We start from the raw sequence: 13,112 nt of genomic DNA, 5'->3' as shown, positions 1-13,112 counted from the left end.
GGGGACATGTCACAGCACACAGCAACTGCATCCCCGTCCGGCGGACCGGTCCTGTCCGAAGAGGTCCGCGAGGCACTCGCCCGGCGCAGGCCGGTGGTGGCCCTGGAGTCGACGATCCTCGCGCACGGCCTGCCCCGCCCCCGCAATCTGGCGGTCGGGCTCGAACTGGAGGCCCTGGTCCGGTCCGAGGGTGCGGTTCCGGCGACGATCGCGGTCGTGGACGGGGTGGCGTACGCCGGCCTGGACAAGGAGCAGCTGGAGCGGATCGCGGGCGGGGAGGGAGTGCGCAAGCTCGGCCACCGGGATCTGGCGCCCGCGCTGGCAACGGGGGCGACCGGGGCGACGACGGTGTCCGCGACGGCCTTCCTGGCCGCGCGGGCGGGCCTGCGGGTCTTCGCCACGGGCGGGCTGGGCGGCGTACACCGGGAGTGGGCGCAGACGCAGGACGAGTCGGCGGACCTCTCCCTGCTGGCGCGGACCCGGATCACGGTGGTCTGTGCGGGGGTGAAGTCGATCCTGGACGTGCGGGCCACGTTGCAGCGGCTGGAGACGCTGGGGGTGGGCGTGCTGGGGTATCGGACCGAGCACTTCCCCGGCTTCTACCTGGCCGATTCGGGCGAGCCGGTGGACTGGACGGTGCAGGGGCCCGAGGAGATCGCGGCGGTGATGGCCGCTCAGGACGCGCTGGCGGGGCCTGAATCGGCGCTGCTGGTGGCCAATCCGGTGGCGCGGGAGGAGCAGCTGGATCCGGAGCTGCACGACCGGGTGCTGGCCGAGGCGCTGGCGGAGTGCCGGAAGCGGGGTGTCACGGGCCAGGCGGTGACCCCGTTCCTGCTGGGGTTCCTGGTACGGGCGACGGGCGGCGCCTCACTGGAGGCGAACCTGGCGGCCGTACGGGGCAACGTGCGGCTCGGGGCCCGGATCGCGGAGGCCTGGGCGGCGCGGGCATGAGCGGGCCGGGACGGGGCGGGGCCGGCCGGAGCGGCTCCGGCCCGGGCGAGGTGGGCCGGCCGGGCGGGCCGGGGGCGCTGCTGATCGTCGGGGACGTGGTGACCGACGTGGTGGCGGTGCACCCGGAACCGCTGGCTCCGGCCACGGACACGGCCGCCCGGATCCGGACCCTGCCGGGCGGCGCCGGGGCCAACGCGGCCTGCTGGGCGGCGCAGACGGGGGCCGCGGAGGTACGGCTCCTGGCCCGGGTGGGCAGCGAGTCCGCCCGGTGGCACGAGCGGGCTCTGGTGGAGGCGGGGGTGCGGCCCCGGCTGGTGGTCGACCGAGAGGAGCCGACCGGGACGGTGGTCGCGCTGGTCGGCAAGGACGCCGAGCGGACCTTCCTGACGGACAGCGGGGCCGCCCTGCGGCTGTGCCCCGGCGACTGGCATCCGTCCCTGCTGGACGGGGTGGCCCATCTGCACCTGTCGGGGTACCTGTTCTTCGCCGACAGCAGCCGGGAGCTGGCCCTGGTCGCGCTGCGGGCGGCCCGCAGCCGGGGGGTGCCGGTGAGCGTGGACCCCGCCTCGGCCGGATTCCTGATCACGCTGGGCCCGCGCCGGTTCCTCGACGCGGTGGCGGGTGCCGACGTACTGCTGCCCAACGAGGACGAGGCCCAACTGCTCGCGGGGCTGCCCGAGCCGGCCGGACTGGCCCGCGCGGCCGTGGAGCTGAGCCGCCGGATACCGCTGGTGGTGGTCACGCGGGGCGCTGCGGGGGCGCTGGTCGCCGAGCGGGGGCGGATCACCGCCGAGGTCGCCGCGGAGCCGGCCGACGCGGTGGACTCGACGGGCGCCGGGGACGCGTTCACCGGCGGTTTCCTCGCGGCCCGGCTGGCGGGCGCGGACCCGGTGGAGGCCGCCCGCGCCGGCTGCCACACGGCGGCGCTGGCCGTCACCCGACTGGGCGGCAGGCCCTGACCCACACAGGGGTACGACGGCACTACCTGCGGATGCCGGTCCAGGCGGGATGGCGGGGGTCGTCGGCGCGGACCAGTACGTCTGCGGCCGAGGCCGGGTCGGTGTCCGCCTCGTAGCGCTCGAAGGCGGGCAGGGTCCAGCGTGCGGACTCCTCGGTGCGGCGGGCGAGCGCGCCCGGGGAGAGCCGGACGTGGACGCTGAGGTCGAAGGGGAACCAGTGGCCCAGCAGGAGCGGGCCGTGCACGACCAGCACGCCGCCGGGCGGCAGTTCGGTGTAGGGGCTGCGGGTCGCGCGGTCGGTCGTCGGGTCCCACAGGTCGGGCAGCACCCGGCCGGTGCCGCCGGGGTCGGTGGGGCCGAACACCTCCCTCCAGAGCGCGGCCGTGTCGTACCAACCGCCGAGGTACGAGTCCACGTCCTCGCGGCCGTACTCGAAGCGGAGGGATGCGGGCCGCAGGAAGCCCTCGGCCGGTACCACCAGGACCGGCCGCCCGCGCGTGCGCAGCGCGTCGGCGAGGTGCCCGGCGAGGACGCCGGTCCCGGCGGCCGGCGCTCCGTCGATGCCCACCCGCTGCCAAGCGCGCCCGCCGGGCGGGGTGTCGGGGTCGTCGAGGTGACCGGCGAGCCGCTCGGCCATCCGCTGCCATGTGATCGCTTCCAACTGCACCAGCCCATTGTCGGTAAGGGAGCCGGCGGGCCGCACGCGGCCTCAGGGGACTTCTGCCGGGTGCGCGGGAAGATGCGCCGGCCGGTGTGAGCCGCACCGGCACTCCCGGGCGGGCGCGGGTATGGACAGGGGGTCGTCCTCGGCCAGGGCGCAGGTCACGTAGAGCACGACCGGCTCGGTGCCCAGGTTGCGCCCGAGATGGATGTGCCGGATGCCGGCCGGCTCGACGAAGGTGGAGCCGGGGTGGTGCACCACGACCGTGTGGTCGTGCAGGATCCGCGTCAGCGTCCCGGACTTGAGGAGGGCGATCAGCGGCACCCGGTGGTAGTGCCAGCCGGTGCAGCCGCCGGGTTCGATGACGATCTCCCGCCCGACGAGATCGCCCGCGTTCGCTGCCCTCGGAGGCCGTGCCGTCGCCTGCCGTCCGCCCATGTCCCCTCCTCCACGGGCCACCGCTCGGCCCGCTGGCGTCACGGTAGGTGGATTTCCGGCCGACGAGCGGGAGTTGGCGAAACCGCAACCTCCGTCCCGTTCCAGGTGATAGGCGGCCCGGGCGGCGGTATCACATCGGTATGAGCCTGGTGGTGTTCGAGTCTCTGAAGCAGATCCACTGTGCGGAGTGCCGGCAGGGGCCGCTCCGGCACCTGGTGCGCGAGGCGGGCGTCCCGCGCTGCCTGGACTGCGCCGATCTCGGGCATCTGGTCTACCTCCCCCGCGGGGACGCGGCGCTGACCCGCCGTTCCCGTGAGGCGAGTTCGCTGAGTGCCGTCGTCCTCCGCTTCAACCGGCGCCGCCGCCGCTACGAGCGGCTGGGCCTCCTCGTCGAGGATGCCGCCCTGGCCCGGGCGGAGCGCGCCTGCCTCGCGGACGCCGAGGCGCGGGCGCGGCGCAGGGAACGCGACCGGCTGCGCCGGGCGGCCGAGGACACCCGGTTCACGGCGGCCTTCGCCGCCGAGATCGTGCGGCTGTTCCCCGGATGCCCGGCCGAGCGGGCGGTGGCGATAGCCACGCACGCCTCGGTGCGCGGCAGCGGGCGGGTGGGCCGCACCGCGGCCGGCCGAGCCCTCGACGAACTGGCGGTCTCGGTCGCGGTACGGGCCGCCGTGCGGCACACCGACACCGAGTACGACGCCCTGCTGATGGCAGGTGTCCCGCGGTTCGCGGCCCGGGCCCGGCTGGCGGCGCAGATCGATGCCATCCTGGACGGCTGGCGCCGGCTTCCTAGCTGAGCCGGAAGCGGCGGTAGAGGAGCACGCCGCCCAGCAGCATGGCTCCCCCGCCGGGGATCAGGTAGCCGATTCCGGCGGCGCCGGTGTGGGCGAGGGACTCGCCGGGCCGCGGCGGGGCGGGCGGGGCCGGGGGCGGGGGCGGAGTCACGGGCAGCTCGGTGGCAGGCGGCTGGGACGGCGTGCCGCCGGTGGGGGTGTCCCCGTTGACGGAGGTGTTCCCGTGGGAGCCGTTGCCGACGCCGACGACGCTCACCGCGTTGCCGCTGATGTTCACGGGCACGTCGACCGGCAGCTGGAGTCCGTTGCCGGAGAGCAGCCCGGGTGAATCCTTTCCGCGCCCTTGCGCGACGGCTCCGCCGGCATTGCCGGTCCCGGGTTTCGACTGGTGCGAGGGATGGGACGACGGATCCGAGGGCCGCGGCTCCGGATGCGCGTTCGTACAGCTGTTGCCCGCGGCCGAGTTGAGCACGCCGACCACGCTCACGGTGTTCCCGCACGCGTTCACCGGGACGTGCACCGGCAGTTGCACCAGATTCCCGGACAACAGCCCCGGCGACCGTTCGGCCCGGCCGTCCGCGTCCGCGTCCGCGTAGGCGAACCCGCCCACACCCGCGACCGCCAGCCCACCTCCCGCAACCACCGCCGCGATCAAGCCGTTCCGACGACTGTGACGCATCAGATTTCCTGCCTTCCGGAGGGTTTCACGGGCATCGCGCCCGCACCGGAAACAACGCGCCCAACCCATTCGGGTTATAGAGCCGGTAGGCATTTCACTCCATCGTGTACTGGGTAGTGCCTACTTCATGACTGAACGACCGCTGCTCCTCCTCGACGTGGACGGCCCGCTCAACCCCTTCCGGGCCCCCTTCGCCCGCCTGCGCGGCTACACCAGCCACCGGATGAAACCGGACGTCTGGCTCTCCTACCGCGACCCGGAATCCCGCAGCGCCCGCCGTGGCGCGCGGGTACGGCTCCACCCCTCCCACGGCCCCCGGCTGCTGGCCCTGCCGTTCGAGCTCGCCTGGGCCACCGCCTGGACGCACCAGGCCAACACGATGATCGCCCCGCACATCGGACTACCGGGTGATCTGCCCGTCATCGAATGGCCGGAACTCTTCGCGCGGGACCCGGACGGCCTGTCCTGGAAGACCCGGGCCCTCCTCGACTGGGCGGCCGGCCGGCCCTTCGCCTGGGTCGACGACATGATCACCGCCGCCGACCGCGCCTGGGTGGCCGCCCACCACCCGACTCCGGCGCTCCTGCTGCGCATCCACCCCCGCCACGGCCTGCGCGACCGCGACTTCGCCACGTTGACGCGCTGGGCGGCCGGGATCAGCCCCGCAGGGCCGTGACCGGGTCAGGGGAAGGGCGTCCCGTGGGCCACCAGTCCTCGGCCTCCGGGCGGGACTCGTAGGCGTACCAGAGGGCGTCGCGGCCGAGCCGGAGCTGCCGGGTGCCGGCCGTGAGGCGGTTGCGGTCGGGGCGGAAGGAGCCCTCGGCGGCGGCGAGGAGGGCCGGCCGGGCCCGGTCGAAGGGACCGGCCGGCGGGTCCCAGGGCTCTTCCAGGGCGGCCAGGGCGGGACGGCCGCCCTGGCGCCAGGCCGCGGCGGCCCGGGCGAGGTCGGTGGTGGTGCGGCCCGTGGCGCGGGCCAGGTCCCGGTAGAGGGTGCGGGCGGCGCCGGTGAGGCCGGCCGTGGGGTGCGCGGAGGCCAGCCGGACGGCGTCCTGCCAGAGGCCGAACCCGGCCATCGGGTCCTCGGCGGTGGTCAGGATGGCGAGGGCGCGGGCCGCGGCGTCGGAGGCGAGCTGGTCCAGGGCGAGCGGGTCCGGCGCCGCGGGGTCGGCCGGGTAGGCGGGCGGGAGTCCCGCCGCGGCGGGCGCGGCGAGCGGCGCGGGCAGCGGTGGCAGGCTCGTGCGGGCCAGCGCCGCCCGGGCCGGGACGCCCGGGAAGTCGGGGGAGGCATCGGGCTGTTCGCGCGCGGCGTGGGCGGCGTTGCGGCGGGCGAGCTCGTCGAGGAGCTCCCGCTCGCCGCGGCCGCGCAGGAGCAGCAGCACGAAGGGGTCCTCGTCGAGGAGCCGGGCCGCCCGGTAGCAGAGGGCGGCCGCGTGCTTGCACGGCGGACGTCCGAAGTCCGGGCAGGAGCAGTGCGGGTGGAGTTCGCCGGCGGCGGGCAGGATCGTCGCCGCGAGTGACTGCGGGACCTCCCGCTCCAGCAGGCCGGCGAGGGCTGCGGGGTCGCCTGCCACCTCCTCCAGGACTTCGGTCCACTCGGCGTCCGCGAAGGCGGGCAGGGTCAGTTCGGTGCGGTAGGGGCGGGGCCGGCTGCCCCGTACGTACGCCACGATCCGGCCGGGGGTGACGGTGACCGCGTCGACGTGCCCCTCGGCGGCGTAGGTGCGGCCCCGGGCCAGCCGGGCCGTGTCGTGGGAGGCCTCCTCCAGGGCCGACACCCAGGCCCGGCCCCACCAGCTGACCGCCTCCACCCCGGCGGGCACGGTCTCGAAGGTGCGGCGGCGGTCGTCGCGCGCGGTGATCATGCGGGCCTCCGCAGGGAGACCAGGTCGGCCAGCTCGCGGTCGGTCAGCTCGGTCAGCGCCGACTCCCCGGAGCCCAGCACCGCATCGGCCAGGGCCCGCTTCGCCTCCAGCATCTCGGCGATCCGGTCCTCCACGGTCCCCTCGGCGATGATCCGGTGCACCTGTACGGGCTGGGTCTGGCCGATCCGGTAGGCGCGGTCGGTGGCCTGCTCCTCCACGGCCGGGTTCCACCAGCGGTCGAAGTGGATGACGTGCCCGGCGCGCGTGAGGTTCAGCCCGGTGCCGGCCGCCTTCAGGGAGAGCAGGAAAACGGGGACCTCGCCCGCCTGGAACCGGTCCACCAGCTCCTCGCGGCGCGCCACGGGCGTCCCGCCGTGCAGGAGCTGGTGGGAGATCCCCCGTGCCGAGAGGTGGCGCTCGATGAGGCGGGCCATCGTCACGTACTGCGTGAACACCAGCACCGAGCCGCCCTCGGCCAGGATCGTGTCCAGCAGCTCGTCGAGCAGGGCCAGTTTGCCGGAACGGTGCGGGATCCGGGGCTGCTCCTCCTTCAGGTACTGGGCGGGGTGGTTGCAGATCTGCTTGAGCGAGGCCAGCAGCTTCATGATCATGCCGCGCCGCTCCATGCCCTCGCTCGACTCGATCACGGCCATCGCCTCGTCCACCGCCGCCTGGTAGAGCGAGGCCTGCTCGCGCGTGAGGGAGACGGGGTGGTCGGTCTCCGTCTTCGGCGGCAGTTCGGGCGCGATCCCCGGATCGGACTTCTTGCGCCGCAGCAGGAAGGGGCGGACGAGCGCGGACAGCCGGGCCACCGCCGCCTCGTTGCCGCCGTCCTCCTCCTGCTGGTGCTCCACCGGGCGGGCGTGGCGGGCCCGGAAGGTGGTGAGCGGACCCAGCAGGCCCGGCGTGGTCCAGTCGAGCAGCGCCCACAGCTCGGAGAGGTTGTTCTCGACGGGCGTGCCGGTCAGCGCGACCCGGGCCGGGGCCGGCACGGTGCGCAGCGCCTTCGCGGTCGCCGAGTGCGGGTTCTTGACGTGCTGCGCCTCGTCGGCGACGACCATGCCCCAGCGCTGCTCCGCGAGCAGCGGCGCACTGGCGCGCATCGTCCCGTACGTGGTGAGCACGAACCCTCCGGCGCAGGACGTCAGGTCGTCGAGGCTGCGGCTGCCGCCGTGGAAGCGGCGCACCGGCGTGCCGGGGGCGAACTTCTCGATCTCCCGCTGCCAGTTGCCCAGCAGGGACGCCGGGCACACCACGAGCGTGGGCTCGGGTCGGTCCCGGTGCAGGTGCAGCGCGATCAGGGTGACGGTCTTGCCCAGGCCCATGTCGTCGGCGAGGCAGCCGCCGAGCCCGAGGGAGGTCATCAGGTCCAGCCAGGCAAGGCCGCGCGCCTGGTAGTCGCGCAGGGTGGCCTTGAGGGCGGCGGGCTGCGGCAGCGGGGCCTGCTCTGCGGTCAGCCGCTCCCGCAGCGCGGCCAGGGCCCCCACCGGAACCGCCTCGACCGCTTCTCCTTCTATCTGCGCCGTGCCCGACAGTACGGTGGCCAGCGCGTCCACCGGGTCCAGCAGCCCCAGGTCCCGCTTGCGCGCCTTGCGCACCAGCTCCGGATCGACCCGCACCCACTGGTCGCGCAGCCGCACCACGGGCCGGTGGGCCTGTGCGAGGGCGTCCATCTCCCCCGGGGTGAGCCGGTCGCCGCCGAGCGCCAGCTCCCAGGAGAAGGCGAAGAGGTGTTCGGCGTCGAAGAAGGCGGTGCCGTCGGTGGCGGAGCCGGGCGCCGTGGACCGTACGACGGCGGTGGCGGAGAGCGTACGGGCCAGCTCGCGCGGCCAGTGGACAGGGACCCCGGCGGCGGCCAGCCGGCTCGCGGCTGCGCCGAGCAGGTCTTCGAGCTCCGGGTCGGACAAGGCCAGCGCATCGGGGACCGGCTGGTCGAGGAGGCGCAGCAGGGGCGGCCAGACCCGCGCGGCCCGGCGCAGCGCGAGCACGGCGTCGATCCGGGCCCTGGGGCCGAACCCGGCGGCCGCCGTGCCCGCCCAGAGCTGTCCGGCGTCGGTGACCAGGGTGGGGTCGGCGAGGCTGTGCACCTGGACGACGGCGGCTCCCGCGCGGCGGGTGTCCGCCTCCTCGGCCTCGTCGAAGAGGCGGAAGGAGGACAGGTCGAGCCGCAGCGAGATCCCGACACCCGTATCGGCTCCGGCGGCGACCTGCGCGGCCCAGTCCCGTATCCCGGGCACCTGCTGCGGCTCCCGGGCGGCGAACGGCCGGCCCGCGGCCACGGCCGCGGCCGGGGTGCGGGGCAGGCTGTCGGCGACGGCGTCGAGGAAGGCGCGGACCAGGGCCTCCGGTTCGGGCAGGTGCAGGGGGCGGCGGCCGGCCAGCGGGGTCGCGTACCCCTCGTACGGCAGCGCGGCGGCGACCGCGCGGAGATGGTCGACATCGGCGGCGTCGAGCGGCCCGGCCCGCCACGCGTCGACCCCTTCGGGGGTCAGCCCGGGGAGCAGCCTGCCCCGGGCGACCAGGGTGAGCGCCTGCGTGGCGGCGGTGCCCCAGGCGCGGGTGGCCGGATGCGCGAGGGGACTGCGGGCCGCTCCGGCGAGCAGGGGCAGGGCGGCGGTGACGGAGAAGGTCACGGCGGGCACGGTCCGGCTGCGGACCCCGTCACCGTGCGGGCGGACGACGGTGAGCGGCGCCGGCGTACCGGCCTCGGGCAGGGCGTCCCCGTCGGGAGCCCAGAAGGCGATGCGCCCCTCCCGGGGGACGGCAGCGGGCAGGAAAACGGCGGCATGGCGCAGCAGCGCGCGCGGCTCCCCCGACTGCGGTGCTGTCGTCACTGTGTCCCCCTCCCCTGCTGCCCGACCGATGAGGATCCCCTCTGCCGCCGAGTCTAGGCGCGCCCACTGACAACGGGCCTGACCTGCGTGTTTCCGCCGGCTCCTGCCGGGGCCCGCCTGGTCTTGCGGGCCCGTCTCGTTGTCCGGCGGGCTCTCCGGGGGGAGGCTGCGGGTCAGCGTGCCCAGCGGCCCCGTTCCGTCGCATAGCCGTACACGGGTCGGCCGGTGGCGGCGCTCGCGCGCAGCGGGCGGCCGGCGTCGTCGATGCGGAGGGTGCCGGAGCCGGCCGGGCCGGTCCAGCGGAGGTCGAGGTACCAGTCGCAGTCGCAGCCCGTGGTGGTGGCCTCCACCCGCAGGACGGCCGGCTCGGACGCCGAGACGCGCAGGGGGAAGGAGGGGGCCGGGATAGTGCCGTCGCCGTCGTTCCCCGCGACCGGCCGGGCCAGGGGGCGCGGCGCGTCCAGGTTGACCGCGAAGACCGCCGGGGTGAGCGCCCCGCCGCAGCCCTGCGACATCTGGAAGACGTTCCAGGCGGGCGGGGTGCGCCGCGCGGCCACCCGTACCTCCAGGTCCTCCAGCACCACGCTGCCCGCGCCCGTGCCGTGCAGCGTGACCTCCACGATCTGCGTTCCGGCGTGCACGGCGCCCTGGGCCGCGGCCCAGGCGGGTGCGTCCGCCTCCACCGGCGGCGGGGGTACCGAGCCCGGGTTCCGATCGGCCAGGTAGGCGTGATCGCAGCCCGCGGCCCAGACGTGTGACCGCACCGCCGCCCTCAGCGGCACGGCGGGAGCGGGCGGCGCGGGCGTGGGCCGGCGTGCCGGAGCGGAGGCGGAGTCCGGTCCCGGGGTCGGTTCCCCCGACGGGGAGGCGGCGGGGCCGTCGGCCGGTCCGGACGCTCCGGCCGACGGCGACGTGGCGGGGGCCCCGGGCAGGATCGACGCCGAGGAGGTGGTCGGGGCCGGGCGGGCGGTGGGCCCTGCGGCGCCCGCCGGTGTACCGCGCTCCGGCCCGGCCGCCGCCAGCGCCGCCACGGCCACCACTCCCGCCGCCACCCCCACTGCGACCGCCGCACCCACCCGCCGCCGGTACCAGGACGGCCGGGCGACCACCGCGACCTCGGCCTCCGGCTCCGCACGGGGCTCGGACCCCGGGCCCTGCCGGGGCACGGAAACCGGGCCCAGGCCCGGCCCCGCACCGCGCTCCGCCCCCGGCGCCTGCCCCGCACCGCGCCCCGGCTCCGGCTCCGGCTCCGGCTCCGGCTCCGGCTCCGGCTCCGGCTCCGGCTCCGGCTCCGGCCCAGGGTCCGCACCCGCACCACGCTCCGCCCCCTGGTCCGGCGCCGCACCACGCCCCGGCCCCGCTGCCGCATCACGCCCCCGCGCCTGCGGCACCACCCGGGTCGCCTCCCGTCGCCGTGCGTCCGCCAGCAGCCACGCCCGGTGCAGGTTTGCCGCCTCCCCCGCGGACGCCCCGCAGACCCGTGCGAAGCGGTCCACCACCGCGAATTCCGCCGGCACCGCCTCCCCGTTGCAGTAGCGGTGCAGGGTCGAGGTGCTCGTGTGCAGCTTGCGCGCCAGCGCACCGTAACTCAGCCCGGCGCGCTCCTTCAGCTCCCGCATCAGCCCCGCGAACCGCTCCGCCTCGCCCACGTCCCCGCCCACAGCGTCCCCCCGTCCCTCGACTCCGTTCCATGCTGGGGGTGTTCCCCCAGGTGACAGCACGTACGGCCATTCCAGTGTCCCGAATCCGCCCCGATCCGTGGCCCGACACCCCGCCTCGGGGCAAGGCTCTTGCCGTACGCCCAGGCACCGATGGAAACGGGGAGAACCGACCATGTTCCGACGCACCGCCACCGCCACCACCGCCCTCGCCGCCCTCGCGGCGGCCACCGCCCTCGTCGTGACGGGGTCGGCCACTGCCACGGCCGCGACCGCGCCCGGGTTCCTCACCGGCGCCGACCTGCCACCGCACCCCGGCTCCGCCTGGTACGCCGACAAGGTCACCAAGGGGCTGCCCGAGTTCGCACCGTTCTGCCTGGACGGCGCCCTTCCGGCGACCGGCAGCTGGCACCGCACCTTCCGCACCGAGTTCGACACCGGCGCCGTGCAGGTCTCCGTACGGTCCTCCTCGGCCTCGGCGGCCGCCAAGCTGGCCGCCGCCCTGGAGCGCAAGGTCGCGGCCTGCGCGGCCGACTGGCTGCGCGCCACCCCCGGCGGCACGGCCTCCTGGCAGGACTACGGCCGGCTGCCCGTCGAGGAGGGCGCCCACGTGTACGGCGTGCACACCTCGGTCCCCGACTCCGAGCCCGGCGTACACCTCTACGGCATCGGACGCGACGGCTCCACGGTGACGGTCGTGAAGTGGGGGCAGATGGGCAACCTCTCCGACGGCCCCGTCCCCGCCTTCAAGAAGACGACCACCACCGCCGTGAACAAGCTCAACCCGTAGCACGCCGGCCCCGCGCACGCCGCGGAGTGGGACCATGGACATCAGGCAAGGCGAGGTGGCGATGGCCATGCGTTCCGGAAACGAGCCGGTGACCGCGCGCAGCCCGCTGCGGCTGCGGTTCTGGCTGGGCGTGTGGGGGCTGATCTGGGCCGTCGCCGGGACGGCCGGCTTCTCACTGGCCGACCGTCCCGGCTGGGCGGCCGCCTGCGGGGTCCTGGCGGTCATCGTGACCGTGGACCTGGCCGTGGTGCTGCACCACATCCACCAGGGCCCGCACTACCAGCCCGGCCCGGACATCCCGCCGTACGAGCCGCCCCGCAGCCGTTGAGACCGCCGCCCGGGGGCTCAGTCCTCGAAACGGGCGGCCTGGAGGTACTCGGGCTGCGGGTCCAGCGCGGCGGCCAGCCGGAAGTGCTTGCGGGCCTGCTCGGGCCGGCCGGAACGCTCGTGGGTACGGGCCAGCGCGAAGTGGGCGAAGGCGTTGTCCGGCTCCCGCTCCAGCACCAGTTCGAACTCGAGCTCCGCCGGACGCAGTTGGGCGGCGGCGAAGAAGGCGCGGGCGCGCAGCAGCCGGGCCGCGGTGTTCTCCGGGTGGGCGGCTATGACCGAGTCGAGCAGTTTGACCGCACCGCGCGGGTCGCGAGCGGCCAGCAGCTGCTCGGCGGCCCGGTAGTCGATGACGTGCGTCTCGGGGCTCGCCGCACCGGACGACGGGGACGGCGAGGAGTGCGGCGTGGTGTCGGACACGATCTGTTCCTTCCCTCTGCGGCCGCGTTCAACGCTCCTCCGCGCGCCCGCTATTCCATGGCCGGGTCAGCCGCGTCAGTCCGCCGCCTGCTCCACGGCCCGCTTCGCCGCCCGCGCCGTGAGTTCCTCCCACACCGCGCGCACCTGCGGTTCCAGCGCCTCCAGCGGCCCGTCGTTGTCGATCACGAGGGTCGCCACCGCCAGCCGCTGCTCCCGGGTGGCCTGCGCGGCCATCCGGGCCCGGGCCTCCTGCTCGGCCATCCCGCGCAGCGCGGTCAGCCGCGCCAGCTGCGTCCCGGGCGCCGCGTCCACCACGACGACCAGGTCGTAGAGGGGCGCCAGGCCGTTCTCCGCGAGCAGCGGCACGTCGTGCACCACGATCGCGTCGGCCCCCGCGGCGGCCTCCAGCTCGGCCGACCGTGCCCCGACCAGCGGGTGCACGATCGCGTTGAGGGTCTGGAGCTTCGCGGGATCGGCGAAGACGATCGACCCCAGCTTCGGCCGGTCCAGCGCCCCCTCCGCGGTCAGCACCGCCTCCCCGAAGGCGGCCACCACGGCCGCGAGCCCGGGCGTGCCGGGCTCGACGACTTCCCGCGCGATCCGGTCGGCATCCACGATGACCGCCCCGTACCCCGCCAGCAGCCGCGAGACCTCGCTCTTGCCGGCACCGATTCCGCCCGTCAGGCCCACTTTCAGCATGCCCGCAGCCTAGACCCCGGCCCCGGCGCCCCTACAGCCC

14 protein-coding genes are annotated in these 13,112 nt (G+C 75.8%); 6 read left to right on the top strand and 8 right to left on the bottom strand.

Annotated elements, in window-relative coordinates; translation table 11 throughout:
• Positions 1-6 precede the first annotated feature (6 nt).
• Together ACIP5M_RS24995 and ACIP5M_RS24990 are read left to right on the top strand one after the other, a co-directional pair.
• Positions 7-951: a pseudouridine-5'-phosphate glycosidase gene (locus tag ACIP5M_RS24995; RefSeq protein ID WP_401200805.1), complete on the top strand. Its 945-nt coding sequence runs from the start codon at positions 7-9 to the stop codon at positions 949-951.
• Positions 948-1,910, top strand: coding sequence for a carbohydrate kinase family protein (locus ACIP5M_RS24990; protein ID WP_401200802.1), 963 nt, complete (start codon positions 948-950; stop codon positions 1,908-1,910). Before ACIP5M_RS24995 ends, ACIP5M_RS24990 begins: the two co-directional genes overlap by 4 nt.
• Positions 1,911-1,932: 22 nt before the next feature.
• Here ACIP5M_RS24990 and ACIP5M_RS24985 read toward each other — a convergent pair whose 3' ends face one another.
• Positions 1,933-2,577: a uridine kinase gene (locus ACIP5M_RS24985; RefSeq protein ID WP_401200799.1), complete on the bottom strand. Its 645-nt coding sequence runs from the start codon at positions 2,575-2,577 to the stop codon at positions 1,933-1,935.
• Positions 2,578-2,619: 42 nt separating this feature from the next.
• Positions 2,620-3,009: a cupin domain-containing protein gene (locus ACIP5M_RS24980; protein WP_401200797.1), complete on the bottom strand. Its 390-nt coding sequence runs from the start codon at positions 3,007-3,009 to the stop codon at positions 2,620-2,622.
• Between the two features lie 140 nt (positions 3,010-3,149).
• On the opposite strand from ACIP5M_RS24980, the gene ACIP5M_RS24975 reads away from it, so the two are divergent.
• Entirely contained in the window at positions 3,150-3,806 is a 657-nt protein-coding gene (locus ACIP5M_RS24975) for a DUF2293 domain-containing protein (protein WP_401200794.1), read from the top strand.
• On the opposite strand, the gene ACIP5M_RS24970 is transcribed toward ACIP5M_RS24975, so the two are convergent.
• Complete coding sequence (locus ACIP5M_RS24970) at positions 3,799-4,482, bottom strand: chaplin (RefSeq protein WP_401200791.1); 684 nt, start codon at positions 4,480-4,482, stop codon at positions 3,799-3,801. The two genes, ACIP5M_RS24975 and ACIP5M_RS24970, sit on opposite strands and share 8 nt — an antisense overlap.
• A gap of 127 nt (positions 4,483-4,609) precedes the next feature.
• Between ACIP5M_RS24970 and ACIP5M_RS24965 the strand changes: the two genes are divergently transcribed.
• Entirely contained in the window at positions 4,610-5,158 is a 549-nt protein-coding gene (locus ACIP5M_RS24965) for a hypothetical protein (RefSeq protein ID WP_401200788.1), read from the top strand.
• Here the strand turns inward: ACIP5M_RS24965 and ACIP5M_RS24960 are convergent.
• From ACIP5M_RS24960 to ACIP5M_RS24950, 3 genes are all read right to left on the bottom strand, one after another.
• Entirely contained in the window at positions 5,139-6,344 is a 1,206-nt protein-coding gene (locus ACIP5M_RS24960; RefSeq protein WP_401200786.1) for an SWIM zinc finger family protein, read from the bottom strand. The genes ACIP5M_RS24965 and ACIP5M_RS24960 overlap by 20 nt on opposite strands.
• Positions 6,341-9,178 carry an SNF2-related protein gene (locus ACIP5M_RS24955; protein WP_401200783.1) on the bottom strand — a complete coding sequence of 946 codons (2,838 nt, stop codon included), beginning with the start codon at positions 9,176-9,178 and terminating at the stop codon, positions 6,341-6,343. The genes ACIP5M_RS24960 and ACIP5M_RS24955 overlap by 4 nt, the downstream gene beginning before the upstream one ends.
• Positions 9,179-9,351: 173 nt before the next feature.
• A complete protein-coding gene (locus tag ACIP5M_RS24950) occupies positions 9,352-10,839 on the bottom strand; it encodes a helix-turn-helix domain-containing protein (RefSeq protein ID WP_401200782.1) in 1,488 nt (495 codons plus the stop codon).
• A gap of 172 nt (positions 10,840-11,011) precedes the next feature.
• Here ACIP5M_RS24950 and ACIP5M_RS24945 point away from each other — a divergent pair, with 172 nt between their 5' ends.
• Together ACIP5M_RS24945 and ACIP5M_RS24940 are read left to right on the top strand one after the other, a co-directional pair.
• Positions 11,012-11,626, top strand: a complete 615-nt coding sequence (locus ACIP5M_RS24945; RefSeq protein WP_401200779.1) for a hypothetical protein — start codon at positions 11,012-11,014, stop codon at positions 11,624-11,626.
• A 67-nt stretch (positions 11,627-11,693) separates the two neighbouring features.
• On the top strand, positions 11,694-11,954 hold the full coding sequence (locus ACIP5M_RS24940; protein WP_401201160.1) for a DUF6343 family protein: 261 nt from the start codon (positions 11,694-11,696) through the stop codon (positions 11,952-11,954).
• A 17-nt stretch (positions 11,955-11,971) separates the two neighbouring features.
• Here the strand turns inward: ACIP5M_RS24940 and ACIP5M_RS24935 are convergent, their stop codons facing one another.
• Both ACIP5M_RS24935 and coaE read right to left on the bottom strand, forming a co-directional pair.
• Positions 11,972-12,373, bottom strand: coding sequence for a tetratricopeptide repeat protein (locus ACIP5M_RS24935; protein ID WP_401200777.1), 402 nt, complete (start codon positions 12,371-12,373; stop codon positions 11,972-11,974).
• Between the two features lie 75 nt (positions 12,374-12,448).
• The gene (gene coaE, locus ACIP5M_RS24930; RefSeq protein WP_401200774.1) at positions 12,449-13,072 is read right to left on the bottom strand and encodes a dephospho-CoA kinase; all 624 of its coding nucleotides are present in this window, start codon (positions 13,070-13,072) and stop codon (positions 12,449-12,451) included.
• Between the last annotated feature and the right edge of the window lie 40 nt (positions 13,073-13,112).

Source organism: Streptomyces sp. NPDC088762, assembly GCF_044750905.1.
In the GTDB taxonomy this organism is placed as follows: domain Bacteria; phylum Actinomycetota; class Actinomycetes; order Streptomycetales; family Streptomycetaceae; genus Streptomyces.
The sequence above is the reverse complement of the archived record's forward strand: the minus strand, read 5'-3'. Positions and strand labels throughout refer to the sequence as shown.